Origin of the sequence: Acetatifactor muris (genome assembly GCF_024623325.1) — a bacterium.
Classification (GTDB): domain Bacteria; phylum Bacillota; class Clostridia; order Lachnospirales; family Lachnospiraceae; genus Acetatifactor; species Acetatifactor muris.
Genome location: NZ_JANJZD010000032.1, coordinates 1 through 24,902, shown reverse-complemented (window position 1 = coordinate 24,902; position 24,902 = coordinate 1). Strand labels below are relative to the sequence as shown.

The 24,902-nt window shown below is 46.9% G+C and carries 22 protein-coding genes; 6 read left to right on the top strand and 16 right to left on the bottom strand.

The features are described 5' to 3' along the window. Positions 1–86 precede the first annotated feature (86 nt). Together NSB25_RS22740 and NSB25_RS22735 are read right to left on the bottom strand one after the other, a co-directional pair. Positions 87–764 carry a permease prefix domain 1-containing protein gene (locus NSB25_RS22740; protein ID WP_146040125.1) on the bottom strand — a complete coding sequence of 226 codons (678 nt, stop codon included), beginning with the start codon at positions 762–764 and terminating at the stop codon, positions 87–89. Positions 765–852: 88 nt separating this feature from the next. After that, positions 853–1,176: a PadR family transcriptional regulator gene (locus NSB25_RS22735; protein ID WP_103241201.1), complete on the bottom strand. Its 324-nt coding sequence runs from the start codon at positions 1,174–1,176 to the stop codon at positions 853–855. 455 nt (positions 1,177–1,631) lie between these two features. Here NSB25_RS22735 and NSB25_RS22730 point away from each other — a divergent pair, with 455 nt between their 5' ends. Then, entirely contained in the window at positions 1,632–2,273 is a 642-nt protein-coding gene (locus tag NSB25_RS22730) for a helix-turn-helix transcriptional regulator (protein WP_103241180.1), read from the top strand. Positions 2,274–2,421: 148 nt separating this feature from the next. Continuing rightward, the gene (locus tag NSB25_RS22725; RefSeq protein WP_103241202.1) at positions 2,422–3,162 is read left to right on the top strand and encodes a DUF8091 domain-containing protein; all 741 of its coding nucleotides are present in this window, start codon (positions 2,422–2,424) and stop codon (positions 3,160–3,162) included. 12 nt (positions 3,163–3,174) lie between these two features. On the opposite strand, the gene NSB25_RS22720 is transcribed toward NSB25_RS22725, so the two are convergent. The 7 genes from NSB25_RS22720 to NSB25_RS22690 all read right to left on the bottom strand — a co-directional run bounded on the left by NSB25_RS22720 (position 3,175) and on the right by NSB25_RS22690 (position 9,357). Next, positions 3,175–3,867, bottom strand: coding sequence for a transposase (locus NSB25_RS22720; RefSeq protein ID WP_103241181.1), 693 nt, complete (start codon positions 3,865–3,867; stop codon positions 3,175–3,177). Next, entirely contained in the window at positions 3,851–5,407 is a 1,557-nt protein-coding gene (locus tag NSB25_RS22715) for a DUF1538 domain-containing protein (RefSeq protein WP_103241203.1), read from the bottom strand. Before NSB25_RS22715 ends, NSB25_RS22720 begins: the two co-directional genes overlap by 17 nt. Positions 5,408–5,663: 256 nt before the next feature. Then, positions 5,664–6,344: an NUDIX hydrolase gene (locus NSB25_RS22710; protein ID WP_242982544.1), complete on the bottom strand. Its 681-nt coding sequence runs from the start codon at positions 6,342–6,344 to the stop codon at positions 5,664–5,666. Positions 6,345–6,404: 60 nt separating this feature from the next. Next, on the bottom strand, positions 6,405–6,839 hold the full coding sequence (locus tag NSB25_RS22705) for a DUF2383 domain-containing protein (protein WP_103241205.1): 435 nt from the start codon (positions 6,837–6,839) through the stop codon (positions 6,405–6,407). 97 nt (positions 6,840–6,936) lie between these two features. Then, on the bottom strand, positions 6,937–7,599 hold the full coding sequence (locus tag NSB25_RS22700) for a metallophosphoesterase family protein (RefSeq protein WP_103241182.1): 663 nt from the start codon (positions 7,597–7,599) through the stop codon (positions 6,937–6,939). 83 nt (positions 7,600–7,682) lie between these two features. After that, the gene (locus NSB25_RS22695; RefSeq protein WP_103241183.1) at positions 7,683–8,528 is read right to left on the bottom strand and encodes a DUF2971 domain-containing protein; all 846 of its coding nucleotides are present in this window, start codon (positions 8,526–8,528) and stop codon (positions 7,683–7,685) included. A 115-nt stretch (positions 8,529–8,643) separates the two neighbouring features. Beyond that, positions 8,644–9,357, bottom strand: coding sequence for an MBL fold metallo-hydrolase (locus tag NSB25_RS22690; protein ID WP_103241184.1), 714 nt, complete (start codon positions 9,355–9,357; stop codon positions 8,644–8,646). Positions 9,358–9,631: 274 nt separating this feature from the next. Between NSB25_RS22690 and NSB25_RS22685 the strand changes: the two genes are divergently transcribed. Next, complete coding sequence (locus tag NSB25_RS22685; protein WP_103241185.1) at positions 9,632–11,017, top strand: MATE family efflux transporter; 1,386 nt, start codon at positions 9,632–9,634, stop codon at positions 11,015–11,017. Between the two features lie 84 nt (positions 11,018–11,101). Here the strand turns inward: NSB25_RS22685 and NSB25_RS22680 are convergent, their stop codons facing one another. From NSB25_RS22680 to NSB25_RS22650, 7 genes are all read right to left on the bottom strand, one after another. Continuing rightward, on the bottom strand, positions 11,102–11,830 hold the full coding sequence (locus NSB25_RS22680) for a MerR family transcriptional regulator (protein ID WP_103241186.1): 729 nt from the start codon (positions 11,828–11,830) through the stop codon (positions 11,102–11,104). A gap of 70 nt (positions 11,831–11,900) precedes the next feature. Then, positions 11,901–13,079 (bottom strand): Gfo/Idh/MocA family protein, encoded by a 1,179-nt coding sequence (locus NSB25_RS22675; protein WP_103241187.1) that lies wholly within the window; start codon positions 13,077–13,079, stop codon positions 11,901–11,903. A gap of 86 nt (positions 13,080–13,165) precedes the next feature. Beyond that, a complete protein-coding gene (locus NSB25_RS22670) occupies positions 13,166–14,329 on the bottom strand; it encodes a Gfo/Idh/MocA family protein (RefSeq protein ID WP_103241188.1) in 1,164 nt (387 codons plus the stop codon). 193 nt (positions 14,330–14,522) lie between these two features. Further along, positions 14,523–15,605 carry a Gfo/Idh/MocA family protein gene (locus NSB25_RS22665; RefSeq protein ID WP_103241206.1) on the bottom strand — a complete coding sequence of 361 codons (1,083 nt, stop codon included), beginning with the start codon at positions 15,603–15,605 and terminating at the stop codon, positions 14,523–14,525. A 140-nt stretch (positions 15,606–15,745) separates the two neighbouring features. Further along, complete coding sequence (locus NSB25_RS22660) at positions 15,746–16,600, bottom strand: helix-turn-helix domain-containing protein (RefSeq protein ID WP_103241189.1); 855 nt, start codon at positions 16,598–16,600, stop codon at positions 15,746–15,748. Between the two features lie 29 nt (positions 16,601–16,629). After that, on the bottom strand, positions 16,630–17,907 hold the full coding sequence (locus NSB25_RS22655; protein ID WP_172455203.1) for an AI-2E family transporter: 1,278 nt from the start codon (positions 17,905–17,907) through the stop codon (positions 16,630–16,632). A 155-nt stretch (positions 17,908–18,062) separates the two neighbouring features. Beyond that, positions 18,063–19,685: a CTP synthase gene (locus NSB25_RS22650; RefSeq protein WP_103241191.1), complete on the bottom strand. Its 1,623-nt coding sequence runs from the start codon at positions 19,683–19,685 to the stop codon at positions 18,063–18,065. 467 nt (positions 19,686–20,152) lie between these two features. Between NSB25_RS22650 and NSB25_RS22645 the strand changes: the two genes are divergently transcribed. From NSB25_RS22645 to NSB25_RS22635, 3 genes are all read left to right on the top strand, one after another. Next, the gene (locus tag NSB25_RS22645; RefSeq protein WP_103241192.1) at positions 20,153–22,507 is read left to right on the top strand and encodes a helix-turn-helix transcriptional regulator; all 2,355 of its coding nucleotides are present in this window, start codon (positions 20,153–20,155) and stop codon (positions 22,505–22,507) included. Between the two features lie 307 nt (positions 22,508–22,814). Continuing rightward, positions 22,815–23,762 (top strand): ABC transporter permease, encoded by a 948-nt coding sequence (locus tag NSB25_RS22640; RefSeq protein ID WP_103241193.1) that lies wholly within the window; start codon positions 22,815–22,817, stop codon positions 23,760–23,762. A gap of 29 nt (positions 23,763–23,791) precedes the next feature. Then, positions 23,792–24,682 carry a carbohydrate ABC transporter permease gene (locus tag NSB25_RS22635; RefSeq protein WP_103241194.1) on the top strand — a complete coding sequence of 297 codons (891 nt, stop codon included), beginning with the start codon at positions 23,792–23,794 and terminating at the stop codon, positions 24,680–24,682. Positions 24,683–24,902 lie beyond the last annotated feature (220 nt).

Genomic DNA, 24,902 nt, shown 5'->3' with positions numbered 1-24,902 from the left:
TCATTCACACACAGACTGTTTTTTATTAGTTCCGTCTGTGTCTGAACAGTACCTTCCCCGCGGAAAATTTTCTGAACATCGCCCCCTCAGTCGCTTCGGCGGAGGTTGAAAACCAGTTCTGAAATTGCCTGCGCGCAGGCTCCGATCAAAAACGTAATCCAGGTCACCTCCCATTTGCAGGTTGCAAAGCTGATGATAAAATAGATGGTTATTGTCACAATCCAGATCGTGACTCCCATGGAAACCTTTACCGCCTTCCTTTTATTCCTGGCATGGACTGCCTCTTTATAGGTTTCCACCAGGTTTTCCTCCTTTTTGCTGAATGCGGGATACATATTCGCTGCATATACCAGCATACAGGTGGGAGGAATACAGAGACAAATCGTCGCGACGAAGACCAGCATACCTGCTTCCTGCATCATGTAGAAATAGAAATCTACTACTACCATACCTGTTATAAACATAGCGCCTGCAAAAATATATAATCCCACGGCAATGGTCTTTAACATGGCTCTTCTCCTTCTCAGGTCTTCCGGCAGATTCAGAAGGTTTTTCTCCTCCAGTTCTCCGAAAAGTTCGGTCACATCTCCGATGGAATTGACCACATTCTGATAGGCATCTTCTTCCTGATATCCTTCCCCAATCAGGTCCTGATATTTTTCCAGGGTGTTCTGAATCATTTCTTCCTTCAGCTCCATGGCCTTCCTTGTCTTCGGCGCATCCTTAAAAAGCCCGTCGATGTGTTTTCTGATTCTTTCCTTCATTTTATTTCTTCCTTTCCCGCTGCACAGCGATGTGTCATAATGATTTTCGTTTTCTCTGAGGCAACGCATAACGTTAAATTATTTCTGTTTATTTCAACAACTGGTCAATCGTCTCCTTTGCCTCTTCCCAGTCCCTCTTGTAAGACTGATAGGCCCGCCGTCCTTCCTCGGTAATGGAATAATAGCGGCGTCTGGCGCCCACTGTCTCGTCTCCCCAATAGGTCCGTATGTAGCCTGCCTGTTCCAGCCTGCGAAAAGCGGAATACAGAGTGGCCTCTTTCAACTCACAGCGATTATCCGTTTTTTTCATGATATCTTTATTAATCTGATATCCATAACTATCCTGTTCCAGGAGATGAGCCAAAATAATGGCTTCCGTATGTCCCCGCAGGATGTCTGATGTAATTGACATGTTCCGCCTCCTTTTTCTCGTTTTGTCTCTGTACCGCAGTACCCGGACATTTATGGTCCCGATTTTCATTTATACTATATTACAATATACCTCGCCTGTCAAGGTATATTTTTCTCCGAAATATATTTCCTGATACATAATCATTTTTACTCTCGTTATTCTACAAAAAATCATGGACTCTTTTTTCCGCAAAAATTTCCATGATCTGTCACCACGTTTTATAAGCCGCTTTTTATTTCTGTAAATCGGACACACAAAATGTCCGTCTATTTTTTCACTCTTCCCGCATATTTTATGCTATACTTTTTATATGTTTTATTTCCCACATTTCCGGGCGTTGTAAAAGGATTTTGACATCCTTTACTTGCAATGTAAAAGCAAATTGATAGAAAAGCATTCAGGGATATTGTATATTGGGTATGCCCCTTATCGAGGCAAAATAAAGGTGGACGAATATGGAAATTGGAAACAGACTTAAAAATGCACGAAATGAAAAGGGTATGACACAGGAACATGCGGCCGAGTTACTTGGTGTCAGTAGACAGACTATTTCAAATTGGGAAAACAGTAAGTCTTATCCGGATATCATCAGTGTAATAAAGATGAGCGACCTTTATTCCGTAAGTCTTGACCACCTGCTTAAGGAGGACAATACAATGAAGCAAACCTATCAGGAATTTTTAGAAGAAAGCACCAACACTGTAAAAGCCAAAAAGAATCTCAGCAAGATAGTACTTCTTTCCACCTATTTTGTTGTCTGGATTACAGTGATGATTCTGTTCTGGAATGTTGCGGGGACTATAATCAATGAACTGGATATGATATTAAGGTGGATTTTGTTACCTGCTCTTTTGCTTTTCATAACAGTAACTGTTGCGAAAAATGATTATTTCGGAAAAGGGAAATGGTTGTGTGTCCCAGGTGCGGCTATAACATTTCTTACAGTTCCTTATACTCATACTCAGTTTTTGTTTACAGAGGAAACAGTTACCTTTATATTTAGATTTCCTAATATTCCATATATGGCAGCAGGCATTCTGATTTCTTTTTGCGGTTTGGAGGCAGGTATTTTGTGGAATAAAATCTGCAAAAAGTAGAAATATATTTGCAAAAAGCATATCTGCAGGGAATAAAAGCATGTGTCATTTCTGTCCAAAATCTGCTATAATACAAAAGTATCGTCCATCCATGTCTCACAGGCACGATACAGGAAAATCGTTGTTCAGGGGTGCAGTGAGGATAAATATGCCGGACAAAAGAAATTTTGAAGAAGCAAAGAGAAAAGTCATAGGAATCGACAGACAGCGTTTCGGTATCGGCACACTGTCTGAGAAAACTGTTCATGCCATTTTGAAAAATTACTATGAGCCTGACGAGGACAGGCAGGAAATCCCCATAGAGAATTATATTGCCGATATTTACGCGGACGGTGAAATCATAGAGATCCAGACCAGACAGTTTGACAAAATGCGGGGGAAGCTGGGTGCTTTTCTGCCTCTGTACCCTGTGACCATCGTCTATCCCATTCCCCGGGAGACCAGGATTATCTGGATAGACGAAGAAACCGGGGAGCTGAGCGGAAAGCGCAAATCCCCGGTAAAAGGCAATCCTTATGTGGTTTTCCCCGAACTGTATAAGATTAAAATGTATCTGAAAGACCCTAACCTTCGTCTGCGGCTGGTCCTGATGGATGTGGAAGAATACAAGCTCCTGAGCAGCCGGCCTAAGAGCAAAAGAAGAAAAGCAACCAAATATGACCGCATTCCCACCGAACTTATACGGGAATTTGAAATCGACTGCCCACAGGACTACATGCAGTTTGTTCCCCCGGAACTGGAAGGCGCCTTCACCTCCCGGGAGTTTGCCGCCACGGCACACATTTCCCTCTCCCTGGCCCAGATGGTCCTGAATATTCTCTATCATGTGGAGACAGTGACCCGGACAGGGAAAAAGGGAAACATGTATCTGTATGAAATTAATGAGTAAAAATCCCTGTAATCAGTCCAGCCCTACTATGCCGTCCACAGGCAGGGACATGACAATTCCCTGGGCCTTGCTGTGCATGCCGCATTGTCTGCCGATTTCCTGCATGATAGCCAGTTTATCCTCCTTCTGGGCCAGGATAATGACCACTTCTCTCTCCTCCTGCACGCTTATCTTCCAGAATTTCATAGCCTCCTGGTTGCCGATTCGCCTGCTGTGGAATACTGTGCCTCCGGAGGCGCCTTTGGGTCTGGCGGCGTTCATTACGTCCTCACTGAATCCCTGATTTACAATCGCCATAATCATACTGTATTCATTCTCTGTCATATCCGCTTCATTCCTCTCTGCAAGTTGCTTCTCCTCCGGTTCCAGACTCTCAATCAATTGAACAAGGTGACCGCTGCCGCCGGACATGAAGACAGTAAAGGCAATTCCGGTATTCGGCATGCCCAGATGCAGCTTCTTCCGCAGCTTTTTCAGCATTTCATCGGCAAAAGTCTTCGGCATCATACCCATCAGAATATTTTTATCCACACCGTCCAGCCCCAGCATATCCATAACTTCGCTGGTGGCAGTTCCCTGGGCGTGGAAAACATACTGAGTGGGAACATTTCCTTCTTTGAACAGTCCCACCGCCTTATTGACCAGTTTTGGTGTTGCAATGAGAAGCAACATTCGAAACGCCGCTTTCTTATGATTGTCCGCCATTTTCACTGCCCTCCTCAAATTCAAAGATGTCATCCATAGCATCCATAACTTCCGTAAAGTCTGCTTCCTGTACCGCAAGCTGATCCGTTGTCTTCAGCCTGTACTGATACAGGATTCCCATCACCTGAATGGCAATCAGCGGCGTGAGCGCCACCAGCGCCACCACGCCGAAAGCATCTGTCATCAGATTTCCTCCCACAGCATCACAGGCTCCGATGCTTAGCGGAAGCAGGAATGTGGTGGTCATGGGACCGCTGGCCACACCGCCGGAGTCGAATGCAATACCCACGAACATCTTCGGCACGAATCTGGACAGGAGCAATGCGATCAAATAACCCGGTATGATAATCCAGTGTATGGGCAGACCGGTCAGCACCCGCATCATGGACATTCCCACGCTGGCCGATACTCCCAGGGACATGCAGAGGTTCATGGACCTGGCGGACACCGAGCCGTTAGTCACACCCTCCACCTGGCGATTCAGCACCTGGATGGCCGGCTCTGCTTTTACAATATAATACCCAATCAGCATACCGATAGGTATCAGCAGCCATTTCCAGGCCTCGGAGGCAATTTCGTTCCCCAGCAGGGAACCCACCGGAGCAAATCCCACATTAACGCCGCACAGGAACAGCACCAAACCGATATATGTATACCCGAAACCTACCGTCACACGCTTTACCTGCCTGCGCGGATATCGATGTGTAAACAGTTGGAACAAAACGAACACAAAGGCAACCGGTACCAACGATATCAGAACCTCCCGCACATAAGGAGGCATGCTGAAGAGAAATTCCTTCACCACATCCCGGGTGGTACTCACATGTGGGACACCGGATGCTGCATATGCAGTCTCACCGGGATTGAAGAACTTTCCCAGAATCAACACTGCCAGAATCGGCCCCACACTTGACAGCGCCACCAGACCAAAACTGTCGCTGGAAGCATTTCTGTCACCGCGGACCGAAGCAAGGCCCACACCCATTGCCATGATAAAAGGAACTGTCATGGGCCCCGTTGTCACACCGCCGGAGTCAAATGCTACTGCAAGGAAATCTTTTGAGACAAAAAAGGAGACTCCTATCAATACTGTGTATAACACAATCAATATGGTTGACAGATTAATCTGAAACAAAATTCTGATAATGGCCACCGCCAGGAAAATGCCAACCCCCACCGCCACGGTCAGAATCAAGGTCAGATTCGGAATGGACGGCACCTGCTCCGCCAGCACCTGCAGATCCGGCTCGGAGATCGTGATAATCGCCCCCATGGAGAATCCGATCAGAAAGATCAGCGGAATCCGCCGGGCTTTGGATATCTGCACGCCGATACCCTCCCCCAGCGGCGTCATGGACATCTCCGCCCCCAGCTGGAAAAAGCCCATTCCCACCACCAGCATAATTGCCCCCACAAGGAACATCACCATAGTTCCCAGATCTATGGGTACCAGCAAAATGCTGAGCAACAGGACAATTCCCGTGATCGGCAGCACCGCAGACAGAGATTCCAGAATCTTCTCTTTCAGTTTTTGGTTCACCTGCATCACCTCTTTTACTCATTTTTATCAGACCATTTTTGTCAGACTATATTTATCATATCAAATAACTGCTGTTCTTACCACATGATATGTATATATTTATGGAAATTTAAGTACCTCATGTTTTTTGCAATTGTAACAGGCAAAAAATAATACCCACCCTGTCAGTACCAGGATGGGCACCTCTTGCTGAGAGGTAAATAAGTGGTTTACAGCCTTCTTAAATAGTAAAGTCGTTCAGCAGTACACGAAACCGTTACAAAATAACAGCCCCCGGTTCCCTCCACATATCCGATACAAAAAAGGCCAATGCTGCCCAAGTGTATACAGAATAAAAATTACCTCTGTCATCACGGCCTTTCTTCAGTGTCTCCATGGCATCTGCTTTTGTGAGCAATGCAAAACCGTCAAACAGTTCGCTTCCCACCGCACCTTCCTGGGACAGTTCAGACAGATCCGCAGAATGAAAGACCACACAAACCAGTGCATTACTCTCATCTGTCATCCCGGGACTGGAGAAAAGCAGTGAATTGACTGTAAAAGCAGAGTCTCCCTGCGCCGTTTCCAGTCCGGTCTCCTCTCTGATTTCCCGCAGAGCGGTGGAAATAATCGGATTCTTCCCTTCCTTATCCTCTTTGTCTATCAGTCCCGCCGGCACACTGAGCAGAAACTGCCCGGCCGGATAGCGGAATTCATAAGAAAGCAGCAGCCTCGGTTCTTCCTCCGGGGTATCCAGAATCACGATACAGCTCACCGCATCCGGAAGCATGGTTCTGAATTCTTCGTCGGATTTTGTCGCGGTCAGATCGTCAGTTGCCCGCCGGGTGGCATCATAATAATGCCTGCCCGGCGCATATTGTAAATCAGCCACTCGAATGTAAGGGGATTCAAATACCGTTTTTACATCTTCCCGGTTTATCCTTTGTTTTCCTGCCACTGCCTTACTCCTTATCTGTAATTTCTCATTATGATAATCCATAACAGCTCTTTGGCACGTCTATAAATATTTGCTTAAGTCTTTACACAATTTCTCTTCAATTGAAATCAGCTTTGTGCTGATATTCTTCGACTTGTGATCCGCCGCCTTGTACTGATTCAAATATCTGTTCAGCGATTTGATGCCCATATTACATCCATCTGTAATCAAATCTGCCACTGTGGCATCACTGTCATCCATACTCATCTTCACATTGGTCTTCATCCATGACATCCCTTTTGCCATGGCTTTAGGCTCTTTTTCTTCCGTTCCGTGGCTGTTCAACAGAGAATGGATTTCATCTCCCAGTTTTTCATGATGATCTTTGCTCTCCTGCAGGAGCTGTTTCATTTCTGTATCCCGAACCTTCTCCAGCACTTCATCAATGGAAGTCACTGCCATTTTCGTTCCCGCATCACATTCCCGGAGGAGTTTTACTGTGTCTGTATATACCATGATTTCTCTCACCGCCTGCTTTCCGTTTGTCGGGCAGGTTTTATCCTTTCTTTTTTGTTTAGTATTTCAAGGATTCATGAGAGTATACGCTGAAAAACTATAAGTCTTTTCTTTCCAGCCTGTCCATAATACCGTCTGCGTCTACACCAGGATGCGTTACATACATACGGCAGATCTGTTCTGTCAGCTCCATGTCCAGATGATTCTCTTTTGAGGATTTCTTTTTACCGAAAAAGCCGCCCAAGAATTTCGTTGACGCTTTTTCCACCGATACGTCAGGAACCGCCGGGTTACAGTCAATTTTCTCCGTCTGAAACTGGTGGTTCTCCGGGTAAAGAGTGAGCACCATCATGGTAAGAGGCAGATGAAAGCGCTTTTGTCCGCAGCTACCGGGATTGAGATACGTCACCTCTCCCTTTTTGCTTTCCTCATATTCATGGGAATGGCCGAATACTACCATGTCGATACCCGATACATCCTTCCTGGCCTGCTTTCTATTATGAATCATATAAATTCTGAACCCATAAAGGGAAAGTTCTCTTTCATACGGCAGTTCCTCCGGAAAATCATCTGCCCATTTCTTATCCACATTTCCCCGAACCGCATATACAGGACCGATTTTCTTCAAATCTTTCCATATTTCTGCATTGTCAAAATCACCTGCGTGAAGAATCACTTCACAGCTTTTCAGAACAGCTGCTGCCTCCGGCCGTAGAATGCCATGTGTGTCTGATATAACTGCAATACGATGCTCTTCCATAGATTGTACTTCTCCCTTCGCTCTTCTCCAGGCAATTCCCTTTATAACCTAATTTTCCATGTGTGATGGTGTAACCGACAGATTTATTTCGGCGACCTGCGCAGCGGACATTTGGAATGAGAAACCTTTTCCGCCAGCCCGCTCAGACCGTTGTCCCGCAGATAATCCTGTAGGATATATTTTGCCTGGGTAGATTCCGGTCCGATGATAATCTCCGCTATCAGGTCCTCCATCCCAATTCCGATTTTCCGGCACATGGCCATCAGGTCCAGCGGGTAATATTTTTTGATTCGCTCCACACTGATATGATAACAGGGCTTCACCTCTAAATGTTCCTTCACAAACGGAGAAACTACCAGCCGCACTTCCCGCTCGGAGAAAAAGGAGGGATGCTTGAATGCCGCCGAACAGCTCCAGGCATAATTCATGGCCTTTTCCACATCGGGACTTTCCTTTGTCAGATCCTTCTCCCGTTTCATCAGGCGATAAAATATACCTGTCAGCTTATGGGCCGCCATGTCATCCTGATAGAAAACCGTCTGCAAAGACAACGCTCCCTGGGCCATCTTCTGCAGATACTCTCCCTGAAATGCAATACATACGCCTCTTCCTCTGTTCCCATACCGCTCCCATTGGGCCGCATCATCCCGATACAGTGAGAAGCAGGCGGCATAGGCAGAATAGTAGAATTCCTTTTTCAGCTCTTTCTCAAAAAGGGCCCGGACCTGTTCTCCCCGTCCAGTATCCCCTTCCTCCTCCAGCCGCTTTACCACCGCGTCACAGAGTCCGGTCATAAAATAGCGCATCTCCGCCGCATCGTTCATATTCAGAATATTGTTCACGCGAAGCTGAGCGCTGTGGAGAATTCCGTCCAGCGCCTGAAAATCTGTATAATGATATAAGATTTCGTTGTCATATCCCTGCGGCATACTTATGCTCCCTGTCTTCTCTGCCTTTTCATTTCCGCTTTATTTCTTCCATTCTGCATCCTGCTGCCTTCTGTCGTATGCCCTTCTCACATGCAGCTTCCCGTTAACCACCTGCTTACGGCTCACACAGAAAAACCGCCACTCCTGTGTCGTACCGCTTAATGTGATTCCCGAACATCTCAAAATTCTCGCCCTCCAGCTCTCCCGAAAGGATCTTCTCCGCACTCTCCCGCAGCCGGGGAATCAAATCCGGCTTCACAGGAAAGCCGCCATGAGAAGGATATATAAGGTCAAAGTCCTCTTTATAGCGGTCCAGCTTTTCCAGGCTGTGTACATAAGCATGAAACTCCCTCTGGACACCGAACATAAATATATTGCCATCCTGTATGGGATCTCCGCTTATCAACGTTCTGTTCTTTTTATCCAGCACCGCAATGCTTCCCGGCGTATGTCCGGGCAAGGCAATGATTTCCAGCGGCCGCTCTCCCAGGTCAAGTATCTCCCCCTCCTGCACCGGGATAAACCTGCCTGTCTTTTTCTGTGTATTATAATAATTTGACGCCTCCGAAGGATGCATGTAAAAAGAAGGAAATTCCTCATTGCTGCCCACATGGTCCCGGTCTCCGTGGGTGATCAGGAGAGAAAGGGGCAGCTTCGTCAGTCCTTCCGCAATCTCTTTTGCACAATGTACCTGCATTCCGCTGTCTATCAACAAAGCTTTTTCTGTACCCTCCAGCAGAAAAAAGCGCACGCCTTTGTCCTCAATTCGCCAGGTATGTTCATCTATTGAAATTACCTGATACTCTTCATTCTGAATAACCGTTTTCATCTCCAACTTTTACCCCCTTGTTTGATATGTGAATTGCTATTACCCATTGCAGTTCCTTCCTATACCTCCATGTTCCCAATCTGTTAGCTGTATTATAGTACTTTCCCTGACTAAGTTCAACCTTAACAGCATCTATCCTGCTAATTCGTCTGGATACATCATTATCCAGGCAACAGTGTCTTTTATATTGAAAACTTCCCTCAACAGTGCTACAATCGGAAATGTCACAACTGATTTAAACTTTCACAGTAAAGAAGGACGGTTTACAGATAAAATGGGTAATGCAGACCAGACAAAAGAAAATCAGATTACAGAGGGAGTCATCTGGAAACAGCTGCTCCTGTTTTTCTTTCCCATTCTGTTCGGAACACTGTTTCAGCAGCTCTATAATGCGGCTGATGCGGTGATTGTGGGCCGCTTTGTAGGAAAGGAAGCTCTGTCCGCGGTAGGCGGAGGGACCGGAACGGTCATCAACCTGCTGGTAGGCTTTTTTGTAGGGCTGGCCAGCGGCGCCACTGTCATTATCTCCCAATATTATGGCGCTAAGAGAGCCGAGATGGTGGATTATGCAGTACATACAGCCATTGCTTTCAGCATTGTGGGCGGACTGGTAATGATGGTTGGCGGCATTGTGGTCGCACCTGCTACCCTGACTGCCATGGATACACCGGCTGATGTGCTGGACCTGGCAATACTCTATATCCGCATCTATTTTGTGGGAATCACAGGGAATTTGATCTACAATGTAGGCTCCGGTATCCTGCGGGCTGTGGGGGATTCCAGACGCCCTCTTTATTTCCTGATTGCCAGCTGTTTTACCAATATCCTTCTGGACCTGCTTCTTGTGGCATACTGTGGTCTGGGAGTCACGGGTGCGGCGGTTGCAACGATTTGTTCCCAGGCGCTGAGCGCTCTGTTGGTACTCCGGGTTCTGGTACGGACAAAAGATATGCATCATCTGGAGCTTCGTAGAATCAGATTTGACCATAGAATGTTCAGACGAATCATCCGAATCGGATTTCCTGCGGGCCTGCAGTCCGTCATGTACAGCCTGTCCAATATTATTATCCAGACTGCCATCAACGGTCAGGGCACAGACACGGTTGCCGCCTGGACTGTATACGGAAAAGTGGATGCTTTCTTCTGGATGACCATCAGCTCCTTCGGTATCTCCATCACTACCTTTGTAGGGCAGAATTACGGCGCTGGTAAAGCAGAAAGGGTGCGGAAAGGTATCCGTACCTGTCTCTGTATGAGTTTTGTCTCCGCACTGCTGGTCAGTACAGCAGTGATATTAGGCTGTGAAAGTATTTTCCGCCTTTTTACAGCAGATCCGGAAGTTCTTCGCATCGGAGTACAGATTACCCGTTTTCTTGCTCCGGTTTACTCTACCTATCTGTGTGTGGAAATCTTCTCCGGCGCCCTGCGCGGTGTGGGAGACTGCTGGATTCCCACGTTGATCTGCCTCAGCGGCATATGTCTTATCCGCGTACTGTGGATTGCGTTGGCCGTGCCCAGAAGGCCGGAAATATACACCATCATTTTCAGTTATCCCCTCACCTGGGTGATTACCAGCCTGCTCTTCGTGGGATATTATTGCTTTTTCAGCAAAATCAGGATCGTACGCATATCTGCCAGTAAAAAATCAACTGTTGTATAATTAAGACATTGAGGCGGCTGCCTGAAGTGACAGCCGCCTCCGAATATCATTTTTCCATAGCAGTTCAGGGAGAGTGCCGAACTGTCATTTTCCACAGCAAATGCGGATAGCCTCCGCCACAAACGCCGCGGTTCCTTCTCCGCCTGCCTTATCAATGTTTGCCATGAACTCTCCGCCTCCGGCATACATCTGCCCCAGACTGAGCAGAATCTCATCGGAACAGGTATAGAAATGCTCCGTAATATAATTCTGCAGCTTTCTCACCTGCTTCTGCGCTTTCTCCGCGCCCGGCTCCTCCTGTTTCAACTCCCCGAACTCCGCGAACAGCTGCATAAACTCTTTCGCCGTTTCCAGCTCCATTTCCTTTGTTCTGCCCTGAGATTTCTCTTCGAATTCCTGATACTCCGCAGTGTTTCCCCACTGCTCCCTGGCACGCTTAGCGTACTCATCCATCTTTTTCGTGTCAAATGCTGAAAAATCCATTGTCCTCACTCCTCCATTTCGTATATCACGGGCATAGCGAATCAGATTTTCCAGATGCTCCTTTTTCATGTTCAGCAGTGTAATCTGCTGCTCCAGAGCCTTATTCCTGTCAAAATCAGGTCTGGAAATCATTTCTTTAATTTCTTTCAGGGGAAATTCCAGCTCCCGAAACAGTAAAATCTGCTGCAGTGTCTCCAGCGCCGTATCGTCATACAGCCGGTAACCGGCCTGCGTGTATCCCGTCGGTTTCAGCAGTCCGATTTTATCATAATATTGCAGAGTGCGTATACTCACTCCTGTCAGCCTGCTCACTTCATTTACCGTCATCATTGCCATTTCCTCCTCCCGTGTAAACACAGCATATACTATTACGTAACGTAGGAGTCAAGAAAAACTTTTATCACCACCGGACGCTCCATCTGTTGGAATACTCTCCCGTCATTTTTTCTTTTCTTACCTTTTTATCCGCTACTTTCTCTTCCTTTTTCCTGATATCCAGAAGCCGGGTAAATTCTTCCGCATCCACCGGAAGCGTAACCCATTCATCCTTCCATGCGGACAGATATGCCGCATTGCTGATACTCAGGCTGAAGATTCCGCTGGTTCCGGGCGCAAGCAGCTCTTTCCCCTGTAATACCGCATCCGTAAAATTCTGCAGTATCTCCAGGTGGCCGCCATCCGGGCCCTCCTGTTCTATGGTCCGGCAGTTCACCTTTTCCTTCGGCATCCCTTCCTTTGAAGTAAAGCAGATTTCACGCTCGTCTCTTTCCAGCAGGAAAAGCTTCAGACTGCCGTTCTCAATGACGGCTTTCCCCAGAGTACCGCTGATTTCCATTCTGTTTGTGCCCGGACATTCTCCGGTGGAGGTAATGAATACAGCACTGGCACCGTTCTCGTACTCCGCATAAATCGTGGCGTCATCCTCCACTGAAATCCGGTGATAATGAGCTACATTGCAGAAAGCTCTGAGTCTTGCGGGCATTCCCATTATCCACTGCCAGATATCCAGATTGTGCGGACATTGATTCAGCAGTACGCCTCCGCCTTCGCCGTTCCAGGTGGCCCGCCAGTCGCCGGAATCATAGTAAGCCTGGGTGCGGTACCAATTGTTGATGATCCAGACAAAGCGCTTGATATCTCCCAGCGCCCCTTCCCTTACCAGATCATGCAGCTTTCTGTAAAGCTGATTTGTCCGCTGATTGAACATAATCCCGAATACCACGCCGCTTTCCTCTGCCGCCCGATTCATCTCAGCCACGCCTGCCGTGTCGACACCCGCCGGTTTTTCCGTAAGTACATTGATTTTTCTCTCAAAGGCCTTCATCGCAATCACAGGATGAAAGTTATGAGGCGTTGCAATTATAATGGCATCCACTTCTCCGCTGTCAAGAAGCGCTTCGTCATTTTCATAGAGCAAAACCTTATCGGATAAGCGTTCTTTCGCCCATTGCAGACGATTTCTATCTATGTCACATACCGCCGTCAGTCTGGCACCTTTTACTCTGTCTTCAAAAAGCTGCACCGCATGGGCGCTTCCCATATTTCCGATTCCCACTATTCCAATCCGCAATGTCTCCATATCTGTCCTCCTGCTGCTCTGTAAACGCAGCAGTCAGGATACTCTCCAGACTGCCGCCTTTGTAAACCTCAGTTATTTTTATTCACTTACTTATAATTTCCCACCGTGATTCTCTCTTCTGCAAAGTTTTCCACAGAAGCTGTTTTCTCATAAAAATGAACGGCATTTTTCAGAACACCATCAAAAGTATAGTACTCATCCCCGCTTTCTATGGGAAGCTTTACCTGCTGTCCGGTGAAGCCCGCTTTATAAATGGCTGTGATTACCTCCACAGTTCTCCTTCCGTCCTCGCCGGTTATCAGAGGCCGCTCTCCTTTTTCCAATGCGCTCAGCACATTCTCAATTTCTCCTGTGTGTCCCTCATGGGCAAGAGGCGGAATCTGCTCCTGGAATTCCTCCAGCGCTTTCTTGAGTGCTTCGTTTCCTTCCTGTTTCGGGAACCCATTCGCCTGCGTGACCTCCGCCTTCACTTCCCAGGGGGCAGATATTTTGGCGTCAGCACACTGCAGTACAATTCCCTGTTCTTCTCCGTGATGTACCACAGAGCTGGTAATCTGGGCCAGACTTCCGTCTGCATAGCGCAGGCAGGCCAGAGACAGATCCTCCACCTCCGCATTGTCATGCATCACATTGGTCAGCATGGCCATAACGGAATCCGGCATTCTTCCCTCCAGCCAGTTCAGCATGTCGATATGATGAACCGCGTGATTCAGGGTGGGGCCGCCGCCTTCCTTCTCCCAGGTTCCCCGCCACCAGAGGTCGTAATAGCAATGTCCCCGCCACCAGGCGGACTGTACATTGGCCAGACAGATTTTTCCCGCAAGGTTGCTGTCAACGGTTTTCTTCAGTCTGTAAATGGAATTCCTGAAACGATTCTGTGCGATACAGGCCATGGTCACACCGTTGTGCCTCTCCGCCTCCAGCATCCGGTCGCACTCTGCCAGGCAGGTTGCCATGGGCTTTTCCACCACCACATTGCATCCCGCATTCATGCTGTTCACGGCTATTTCACAGTGCACATAGGGCGGCGTACACACATGTACCAGGTCAATTTTTAAATCCGAGTTCAGCATAACCTGATGATCTGCAAATATTTCACAGTCCAGCTGGTATTTTTCCTTCATCGCCTGTGCCTTCTCAGGATAGATGTCACACAGAGCCACTATCTTACATCTATCCGGAAAAGTCAGCAGGCCTCCCACATGGGCGTGCGCAATATTTCCGGTTCCTACAACTGCCACATTTATCATTAAAAACCGCCTCCTTCCAATATCCTTCTCTTTCTTTTTTATTCCATATTCGGATCCGTTTGTGACAATTTCTTCTGCCTTTTTCAGCAGCCTCTCATTCTGTCTTCCGTCGCTTTCATGGTTCTCTTGCGTCTTCTTTCGATTCCATTTCTCACAGACTTTTTAACCGTCTTTTTCGCGGTGCTATTATTGTCTACTTCACTTTGACTGCCTGCAGCTCCGCCCTGACACACAGCTCCGCCGCCTTGAAGGCATGCTCCTGCGTCATGGCATTTTCCGTACGATTGATACAGTCTAAAATCAGCTGGCCAAAATAAGGAAATCCCACCTTCCCGGACACTTCAAAATGCTGCTCACCTTCCCGGTTCACCAGGAATACATGGTCTCCGCTTCCGTCACCGGTTCCTACATTCACATACTTTCTCAGCTCTATGTATCCTTCCGTTCCCAGGATAAAGGTCCGTCCGTCTCCCCAGGTGGAAAGTCCGTCCGGCGTAAACCAGTCCACCCTGAAATGCTGCGTGGTCCCGTTATCGCCCACCAGCACAGCGTCTCCAAAGTCCTCCAGCTCCGGATAATCCGGGTGTCCGTAATTTCCCACCTGACTGTACTGCACCTTCGCATCTTTTACGCCGCAGTAGAACAAAAACTGTTCAATCTGATGACTGCCGATATCACACAAAATACCGCCGTATTTTTCCTTTTCAAAGAACCAGTCCGGTCTGTTCTTCGGATTTCCCACTCTGTGAGGTCCGAATCCGTCTACATGAATGGGCGTCCCGATAGCGCCGGCTTCGATCAGCTGCCCTGCAAAGACGGCAGACTCCACATGAATTCTCTCACTGTAGTACACCATATATTTTCTTCCGGTGCGCTTTACCATTTCCCTGGCCGCCTCCAGCTGCTCCAGGGTGGTCAGCGGCGCCTTATCCGTAAAGTAGTCCTTTCCTGCCGCCATGGCGCGAAGTCCCAGCTCACAGCGCTTACTGGTAACTGCCGCTCCGCATATCAGCTTTACTTCCGGGTCCTTCAGGATTTCTTCTTCGCTTGCCGCTGCTTTTACCCCCGGAAAAGCTTTCATAAAGTTCTCCACTTTCTTCTCATCCGGGTCATACACCCATTTAACCTTTGCTCCTGCTTCCGTGAGGCCATTGCACATCCCGTAAATGTGTCCGTGATCCAGCGCAATCGCCGCTATGCAGAATTCCCCCGGCTTAACCACCGGTGCCGGCTTTCCTTTTGGTGCGTAATTCATACCATCCTTTTTCTGTTCCATTTTTCCCTCCATCTTTTCAACCTTTCAAGTCAGCCCTTTGGCCTTTTCATGCCATAAACAGCCTTTCACGCATATTATACCACCCGGACATTTTTATCAAATACACTATAAACGACTTGTTTTTTTGCGAAATGCGACTTTTATCTGTTTTCTATCTGGTATTTTTTAGGAGAAATTCCCATCTGCTTTGAGAACGTTCTGGAATAATTAGAATAATTATTAAACCCTGTCATGTAACATACATCACAGGGAGCATTGCCCTCCCGAAGCAGCCGGCAGGACAGCATAATTTTCTTTGCTATGATAAACTGCTGAAGCGTGATACCCGTAATCTGCTTAAAGCACCTGCTGATATAAGTACCATTATGATGAACATGTTCTTCCAGTTTCTTCAGCGTAATTTCCTCTGACAGATGATCTTCAATATAGGAAAACGTTTCCGCAACCAGCCAGGGTACAATATTGGTCCTTCCCGGTACCCCCTGCTTCAGAAACTGCCGCACAATCATCACCATAATCAGTTTCAGAAATGCATCCGACACAAGCTCATCCCCGATTTTTTCCTGTGCCAGGCTTTCCTCCAGAGCCTGCGCATATCCGCTTAACTCCGTAATCTTATCTTCTGACAGGTGTGTCATTTTTATCGGATTCAGCGGATTTGGCTGAAAACAGGCAGTAAAATCTGTCCTGGATGTGGAAATCCTGGCGAGGTGATTATGCCTGACATTGATTACAATGCGGTCATACTGCCCCTTTGTAACCACATCCGCACGATGAAAATCATATTCATTAATGCAGACCAGATCTCCCCGCTCCAGTCTCGCGCCTCCGGACTCCGTATAAAAATCCAGTATTCCGCCCAGAATCAGCAATATCTCACATCCGTCGTGATTGTGAAAATAGGGCGTAAAGCCCAGAGGCTGCGTTATCGTCTTACATTGGCACAGCACATCGGCATCCAGCGCCGCAAACTTTTTCAGAATATTCTGTTCCATGTTCCCTCCCGGACCACCTGTCAGGATTCTCAGGTCTCCGTATCCATCCCGGTCTTCTCAGCCTGCCGCCTGTCTTGCCGTTCATTCCCCCCATGGTCTGTCCCCAGCAATTCCAGCTTATGATTCCTTCTCAGCCCCATCACCACCAGCTTCCGAATCAGATCGTAAATAACGGCAAATACCGGCACACCGATTAGTATACCCACGAATCCGAACACACCGCTGAACACTGTGACAGAGAAGAGAACCCAGAATCCGGACAGTCCCGTGCTGTTGGCCAGAAGGCGGGGACCCAGAATATTGCCGTCAAACTGCTGCAGAACAATGATAAACACAAGAAACCAGATGCATTTTATCGGATCTACAATCAAAATCAGCAGAGCTGACGGAACTGCTCCTATATAGGGTCCAAAATAAGGGATAATGTTGGTCACCCCCACAATGACGCTGACCAGCATCGCATTGGGAAATCCTAAAATCAGAGAAAAAATGTAGCAGATAAGGCCGATGATTGCACTGTCCAGTATTTTCCCGCTGAAAAAGCCGACAAACATTTTATCTGCGTAATTCACCTCATTCAGAATGGCTTCAGCCCACCTGGGCCTGAAAATACTGTAAACCACCGCCTTAGCCTGCCTGGCAAAAAGCTTCCGGGAGCCAAGCACATAAATACATACTACCATTCCGATAAATATGTTGAATAAAAAAGTTACTACTGTGGAGACTGTACCGGCAAATCCATCCACCATACTCATCAGCATGGGCAGAAGATCTTTTCTGGCCCAGGCTTCAATCTTCGTGTTGACAGCTTCCATGGCGGTCTGCAGATAATTTTCCATCACCGGATTATCCGCCAGCAATTCCTGTATCCATTCCGATGCCCTTTCTGCAGTCCCGGGCAGCTCCGTGACTATAGAAGAAATGCTGGCCGCCATCTGAGGCACCACCATGCTGATCAGCAGATACAGAACCAGTCCCGCACAGAACAGGCTCAGCAATATGGCAAAACCTCCCGCCCTTTTTTTCAGCTTTTTCGGAAGCCATTTTTCCAGATATTTCTCGAAAAAATTGCAGGGCATTCTCAGCATATATGCCATCACACCCCCGTAGATAAAAGGGATCAGGATGGAAATCAGCGCACTTATCTTTGCGCATAAATCTTCAAACCGGAATAACAAAAAGAAAAAGGAAATCGCCATTGCCAGTATCAGAAATCCTGATATAACCGGATGCCAGTGTTTCCTTTTCCATATCTTTTCTGTCGTCTTTTCCGCTTCCGCAGCCTGCTGTATTTCTTTTTTCTCCATGTTTATGTACTCCGCCCGGGCAGCGCTCCCCCAGGGATTCCAAAGGATGCAACGCATCCTTTTCACGCTCGCCCGTTCAATAGTCAAAAAGGTATTTGCGGACATTATATCATGTTCTCCTCATTTAACCAAGACATGTTCTGTTAATTAATTATTTAGTTCTCCCGGCCACGGTGCTTACTTCCCATTTTCTGTGCCGCTTCAATGAATCCTTTGAAAAGCGGATGGGGATGATTGGGGCGGCTCCTGAATTCCGGATGATACTGTACGCCTACATAAAACGGACGCTCCGCAAGTTCTATGGTTTCCACCAGTCTCCCGTCAGGAGAAGTGCCACTGATTACAAGGCCCTTTCTCTGAAGCAATTCACGGTACTCATTGTTAAATTCGTAACGATGCCGATGCCTTTCACTGATCAGATTCCTTTCGTAACAACGCTCCATCGTGGTTCCGGGTCTTATCACACAGGGATATGCCCCCAGTCTCAATGTCCCTCCCTTGTCTATGTCGCCTCTCTGCCCCGGCATAAAATCAATGACCTTATCTGTACACTGCTCATCGAATTCCCCTGAGTTGGCATTGGGAATTCCTCCCACATTCCTGGTATACTCAATTACGGCAATCTGCATGCCCAGGCAGATGCCAAAATACGGAATTTCGTTTTCTCTGGCATATTTTGCCGCCAGAATCATCCCCTCGATTCCCCGGCTGCCGAATCCTCCGGGAATCAGAATTCCATCCAGTCCTGAAAGTTCTTCTCCACAGCTTTTCACCGTAATTTTCTCCGCGTCAATCCAGTGGATTTCCACATAAACGTTATGATAACAGCCTGCATGTCTCAGAGCTTCCGCCACCGAAAGATAGGCGTCATGGAGCCCCACATATTTCCCCACCAGACCAATGTGAACCTTTCCGCTCCGGTTTTTGCTCTGCTCCACCATAGCTTTCCACTCCTCCAGATCGGGCTCCGGCGCTTCTATCCCCAGCTCGCGGCAGACCACTGCAGAAAAACCCGACCTCTCCAGCATCAACGGCACTTCGTACAGATCGGACAGGGTCAGATTCTCAACGACACAGTCCGGCTTCACATTGCAGAACAGCGCTATTTTCCTGAAAACAGTTTCTTCCAGAGGTTCGTCGCATCGCAGAACAATAATATTCGGATTGATGCCCATGCCCTGGAGTTCTTTGACCGAATGCTGGGTTGGTTTGGATTTATGTTCATCCGAGCCCCGCAGGAAGGGTACCAGCGTCACATGAATGAACAGGCTGTTTTCTCTGCCCACTTCCAGGGAGACCTGGCGCACCGCTTCAATAAACGGCTGAGATTCAATGTCACCGATAGTCCCCCCTATTTCCGTTATCACAATATCCGCGTCCGTCTTTTTCCCCACATTGTAGACAAATTCCTTGATTTCGTTGGTAATATGCGGAATCACCTGAACGGTGGAGCCCAGATACTCTCCCCTCCGTTCCTTATTCAACACATTCCAGTACACTTTTCCGGTAGTCAGATTGGAATATTTGTTGAGGTCTTCGTCAATAAAGCGCTCATAATGCCCCAAATCCAAATCTGTTTCCGTTCCGTCTTCGGTTACATAGACTTCTCCATGTTGATAAGGGCTCATAGTGCCCGGATCCACATTGATATAGGGGTCCAGCTTCTGTGCCGCCACTTTCAGTCCCCTGGCCCTGAGCAATCTGCCCAGGGATGCCGCGGTGATTCCTTTCCCCAGTCCGGATACCACACCGCCTGTAATAAATATGTATTTTGACATAAAATTTCCTCCTTCTCTCCAATAGCCGATATGGGCCGTTTTTCTTCATGAGGCAAAACTGTCTGCCAGAAAAGGCGTCTCCAAGTATACACTTGAAGACGCCTTCGTCTTTTCTGAATTCAATTGTAACTATATTACCTCACTGTGTGAATATAGTCAATCAAAAAGAAGGCCTCCTTCGATTTTCATTTGACAAGTATATCTTTTTCGGCTATGATGGAGGCAGCTGAAGATACATAAGCAAAATGAGCGACCAGGGCAGTTACTCTTTTACTTATTGTATTTTTTTAATTTGCATACTATTTGATAGATAGCCGCATTTGCCTATTTCGGATATAGGCAAATGTTTAGCTAACTATCTTCTACATAACACATGGGACAGTCCGGGGGATTTTTCACCTGCCAGGAATGGAAGAAACAGTTTTCCTGAAAGGAGAATAATCCAGGTATATAAAGGAACTGATATTATGAAGAAACGCAGAAAGAGAAGTATAGATAAGAATATCCTTCACCAGTATTTTTTCACGTACTTTATCGTTCTGTTCATTCCTCTTTTGCTTTGCTGCAACTATTATGTCAGGATGATTTCTGTAATCAGCGAGGACGATATTCGGGAGAAAAAGACGGAATTGCTGCACAACGCAGAGCTGGTGGACGGCTTTATAGAGGAACTTACTTATCTTGCAGATATGTTGGCGGGATTGCCGGAAGTCAATATCTTTCGCTTTCAGGAGAATGTTCTGGAGGATCCCAATACCCATAAGGTAATCGACCTTCGGGATAAGCTCTTTAATCCGACTCAGATTAACCGATCTGTTTTTGCGTATTTTCTCTTTTTTGACAGGAGCCAGGTGGTCATCAGCGACCAGATAACCTACGACTATGAGGATTTTTATGATCTGTATCTGCGGCGGGATGTGGATGGAAGCTATGGAGCGTGGAAAACCTATCTGTCAGATCAGATGGGAAAAGGTGTAAATGCGCTGGAGCAGTATTGGTATAAGGGAGAAGGCGGGCTGGAGCTTCTGGCTTATTCACGGCCATTGCCCAACAATGGCTACAGCGCCAGCAGTGGTGCAGTTCGAATCTTTTTTGAAAGATCCGTGCTGGATGATTTCATGTCTGTGATGGGCGGAGCCAATTTACAGTATATTCTGGACGACTTCGGAAATGTAATTTATTACACACATGCAGAGATTTTAGATGAGGAGGATAAGGCAGAGATTGAGGCGCTTATCCGGAATGTGGAGAATAGATGGCAGGAGGAGCTGGAGGAGGGCAAAGAGCAGGAGAATGAAGGAATAGACGGGATGTGGGAAGCGCCGGTCAGACTGGCCGGCACGAAATATTATGCACTCCGCTACAGTTCTCCCTCTGGTTACAGCTATTGTACATTGCTCCAGGAGACGCAGCTGAACGCAAGGAAGATGGCAAGCATGCTCACTGTGACAATCCTTATTCTGCTGGCTGCGGCAGTGGGGCTCTTTTTGTGCTGGCATATGTCTGTCAGATCTGCCACACCCCTGAATCAGCTTCTGAAAGAAGCGTCAAGGCTCACTGATCGGGACCAGGAGCACAGTTCCGTGTTCATGAAGCTTAGCGATATCTTCCAATACCTGGCGGGCGTCAACTCGGATCTCGTGGAGATGATGGAGGAGCAGAAGCCCTACATACGCAATGCCTTCGTAAACAGGCTTCTGTTCGGCAATCCTCTCTCCCGGGAGGAAGAGGATTTGCTGGTGAATCGCATGGGTTTTGACCGGAGAGGTATGGTTTTCTGTGTGTTGATTTTCAGGATTATTGCAAGTGGAGAGGAGAGGAACATCGACCTGCTGAACACTTATCTGCTTTCTCTGATGGAGATGATTAAGAAAGAGTTCCCGGGAAGCCTGTACGCTGCGACCGGTGAGGACCAGGTGTCTCTGATTATGGGTGTGCCCGGAACGGACAGAGATTCTTTTCAGGCGATTGTGGAAGAAAGATTTGAGCGGATCCGAAGAGAGCTTCCGGAAAATATTGCGGAAAGAATCTTTGTCTACGGAGGCAGTGTGGTGGAGGAGATAGAGGATGTTTACGAATCTTATCACAACGCGGCATTCGCATTCATGAATGAAAAGGAACGGTCAGAGAACCAGATTATCTGGTTTCAGAAGAATACAAGAAAAACAGCCACTGTATTCCCGTATTTTGAGTTGTCCGTAAAATTGACCAGGCTGGTTACTTCGGGAGAAGAGCAGGGACTCCACGACGCCCTGAAAGAAATCATGACAGAATATATTCTCGAAAATAATCTTCCTGCCTGGCTGCAGCAGATTCTTCTGAATGAGCTGAAAGCGATTCTGTTCCGCATCCTTGTCAGGCTGGAACTGGAGGAACAGGAGTATCAGAAATATTTTGGAGAACTGGAAAAAGAGCACCGGACCCCTCTGGTTGAGCAGGTTACAAGTACTCTTGGGTTATATCGTTCCCTCTGTGCACTTGTAAATGAGAAGAAGACAAAAGAGGCAGGGAAGATGATGCCTGCCATTTTGGCTTTCCTGGATGCCAACTATGGCAATCCGGATTTATCCCTGACAATGGTCTCAGATACCTTTCAGATTAGCGTGCCTTATCTTTCCTCATTGTTCAAAGCATCTGCCGGGGTCAATTTCTCCAATTATGTGGAGGAAGTCAGGATTGAAAAGGCGAAGGGACTTTTGAAAAATACATCCATGTCTGTGGGAGAGATTGCCGTGGCAGCAGGCTATAGCTCCACTAACTCCTTCAGCAGAGCATTCCGCCGGGTGACGGGAAACAGCGCGTCGGAATACCGTAAGAATTAGAAACCCATATTATTATAGAAGGAAAATAAAACCTGTTAAAATGAAATAATGCATAAAAAGAAAAAAGATGGTTATCGTTCGCCATCTTTTTTCTTTTTTAACGGAACATTCCCCTGCCATTCCCTTGTTCACCACCATAATGTCAGAGGTACTATTTTTGAAAAAAGCCAGTAAAGTAACGGATTTTAACTGTTTACACAAATACATTAAAAAATGAATAACCAAAAAAAGAAGTGAATATTTACTTTTTTTGTGCAAATTGGTAAAGTCAAATCAGAATAAATGCAGAGAGGAGTAAAAACAGAAAATGTCAAAAAAGACAAAAGTTCAGATTGGACACCGAAAAACCTTTGCCCAATATTTTCTCGGACACTGGCAGTTATACCTGATGATTGCCTTTCCAATCATCATGCTGTTTATCTTTGCCTACGCCCCCATGTACGGGGTAATACTCGCCTTTAAAGATTATAAAGTGAGTCTTGGCATCTGGGACAGTCCCTGGGCTTCCAATCACGGCTTGTCCAATTTTATGCGGTTCTTCAGCAACTACAATTTCAGAGAATGTCTGCGCAATACGATTGTGCTTTCCGTCTATTCCATGCTGGTCAGTATGCCCTGTTCAATAATTCTGGCGCTTTCTTTGAATTACGCCAGAAATCTGGCATATAAAAAGGTTGTTCAGATGGTAAGCTATTGTCCTTACTTTATTTCCACCATCGTGTTTGTAGGCATTATCAACATGATATTTGACAACCGGGCCGGTGTCATCGGAAGTTTCTTCTTCAACAATTTTGGAATTAATATTCTGGGAAATGCCAATTATTTTTCGTCCCTGTATGTGTGGTCCGGTGTCTGGCAGGGGGTTGGCTTCGGAGCAATCATCTACATGGCGGCGCTGGCCGGGGTGGACCAGGAGCAGCACGAGGCAGCCATCATTGACGGAGCTACGCTTCTGCAGCGGATCTGGTATGTGGATATTCCCGCTATCATTCCCACAGCTATCATTATGTTGATCCTGAATATGGGAGGTACTCTGAATATCGGATATGAAAAGATTCTGGCCATGCAGAACCAGAATAATATTGCCATGTCAGAGGTCATCAGCACTTATTCCTACAAGGTGTCACTGGTCTCCACTTTCCCGGATTTTCCGTACTCTACCGCAATCGGCCTCTTCCAGTCGCTGGTTGGCCTGATTTTGATTCTGATCACAAATAAAATTGCGGATAAGCTCTCCGGGACAGGATTTCTGTAAATCCGCGGAATGGGAAAGGAGTTGGATATATGAAACGTAAAAAGATAACACAGGATAAGGTGGTCTACTTTATCAATTATATCATGCTTACGGCTCTTCTTGTGATAGTTCTGTACCCGCTTATCTACATTATCAGCTGTTCCTTCAGTTCCGGAGACGCGCTGATGAGCGGTAAGGTTAAGCTTTTTCCGGTAGAACCCACGCTGCAGAGCTATCAGGCAGTATTTAAATATCAGAGTATCTGGACCGGATATCGGAATTCTATCCTTTATGCGTTTGTCGGTACAATCGTCAGCATGGTACTCACCCTGTTTGCGGCTTACCCGCTCTCACGGGATGATTTCCGGGGGAAAAAAATCTTCACAATGATCATCCTGTTTACTATGATGTTCTCAGGCGGCCTGATCCCCACCTATCTGCTGGTCAAGAATCTGGGACTGATGGATACCATGTGGGCGGTAGTGCTGCCAGGCGCAGTGAGCGCTTACAATATCATCGTGGCACGCACATTTTTCGCCAATACCATTCCGAAGGAGTTACAGGAAGCTGCGGAGATGGACGGCTGTTCGGATTTCCGATTTTTCACCAGAATCGTGATTCCCTTATCCACCCCCATTATTGCGGTGCTTTCCCTGTGGGTGGTGGTAGGCCTTTGGAATTCCTATTTCGGACCTATGATTTACCTGAATTCCCAGGAAAAGTATCCGTTACAGCTGGTGCTCAGAAGGATTCTTCTGCTGTCCCAGGTAAACCTGAACCAATCCAACATAGACCCGGAGATGATCCGAAAGAACCAGTACTTAAGCGAGATGCTGAAATATGGAACGATCATTATCAGTACCTTACCATTGATGATTATCTATCCCTTTGTACAGAAATACTTTGTAAAGGGCGTTATGATCGGCTCCGTAAAGGGGTAAGCCGTGAATTGTTATTCGAAATGTCATCGTTCAGTGGTTAAACCGGATGGCCTCTTTGGTATCCGTTTAATAATAGTAAAAATTCTTTAAAACAATAACTTCTCGGAATCTCAATGAATGTGATTCTAACTGAAAATTGACAACTGAATATGGTGCAGGAAAAGAAATTTGAGAAAAATGGACATAAACATTGGACATAGCGGGTACTATGCCTTGAAAA

Bases quoted from the DNA above. Each gene is read 5' to 3' on its own strand.
- NSB25_RS22700 (WP_103241182.1), bottom strand. From the start codon at position 7,599: ATGGAAGAGCATCGTATTGCAGTTATATCAGACACACATGGCATTCTA.
- NSB25_RS22645 (WP_103241192.1), top strand. From the start codon at position 20,153: ATGAAGAAACGCAGAAAGAGAAGTATAGATAAGAATATCCTTCACCAG.
- NSB25_RS22690 (WP_103241184.1), bottom strand. From the start codon at position 9,357: ATGAAAACGGTTATTCAGAATGAAGAGTATCAGGTAATTTCAATAGAT.
- NSB25_RS22680 (WP_103241186.1), bottom strand. From the start codon at position 11,830: ATGATGACGGTAAATGAAGTGAGCAGGCTGACAGGAGTGAGTATACGC.
- NSB25_RS22660 (WP_103241189.1), bottom strand. From the start codon at position 16,600: ATGGAACAGAATATTCTGAAAAAGTTTGCGGCGCTGGATGCCGATGTG.
- NSB25_RS22635 (WP_103241194.1), top strand. From the start codon at position 23,792: ATGAAACGTAAAAAGATAACACAGGATAAGGTGGTCTACTTTATCAAT.
- NSB25_RS22685 (WP_103241185.1), top strand. From the start codon at position 9,632: ATGGGTAATGCAGACCAGACAAAAGAAAATCAGATTACAGAGGGAGTC.
- NSB25_RS22740 (WP_146040125.1), bottom strand. From the start codon at position 764: ATGAAGGAAAGAATCAGAAAACACATCGACGGGCTTTTTAAGGATGCG.
- NSB25_RS22730 (WP_103241180.1), top strand. From the start codon at position 1,632: ATGGAAATTGGAAACAGACTTAAAAATGCACGAAATGAAAAGGGTATG.
- NSB25_RS22695 (WP_103241183.1), bottom strand. From the start codon at position 8,528: ATGCCGCAGGGATATGACAACGAAATCTTATATCATTATACAGATTTT.
- NSB25_RS22725 (WP_103241202.1), top strand. From the start codon at position 2,422: ATGCCGGACAAAAGAAATTTTGAAGAAGCAAAGAGAAAAGTCATAGGA.
- NSB25_RS22655 (WP_172455203.1), bottom strand. From the start codon at position 17,907: ATGGAGAAAAAAGAAATACAGCAGGCTGCGGAAGCGGAAAAGACGACA.
- NSB25_RS22665 (WP_103241206.1), bottom strand. From the start codon at position 15,605: ATGGAACAGAAAAAGGATGGTATGAATTACGCACCAAAAGGAAAGCCG.
- NSB25_RS22675 (WP_103241187.1), bottom strand. From the start codon at position 13,079: ATGGAGACATTGCGGATTGGAATAGTGGGAATCGGAAATATGGGAAGC.
- NSB25_RS22650 (WP_103241191.1), bottom strand. From the start codon at position 19,685: ATGTCAAAATACATATTTATTACAGGCGGTGTGGTATCCGGACTGGGG.
- NSB25_RS22640 (WP_103241193.1), top strand. From the start codon at position 22,815: ATGTCAAAAAAGACAAAAGTTCAGATTGGACACCGAAAAACCTTTGCC.
- NSB25_RS22705 (WP_103241205.1), bottom strand. From the start codon at position 6,839: ATGGTATATACAGACACAGTAAAACTCCTCCGGGAATGTGATGCGGGA.
- NSB25_RS22720 (WP_103241181.1), bottom strand. From the start codon at position 3,867: ATGGCGGACAATCATAAGAAAGCGGCGTTTCGAATGTTGCTTCTCATT.
- NSB25_RS22735 (WP_103241201.1), bottom strand. From the start codon at position 1,176: ATGTCAATTACATCAGACATCCTGCGGGGACATACGGAAGCCATTATT.
- NSB25_RS22670 (WP_103241188.1), bottom strand. From the start codon at position 14,329: ATGATAAATGTGGCAGTTGTAGGAACCGGAAATATTGCGCACGCCCAT.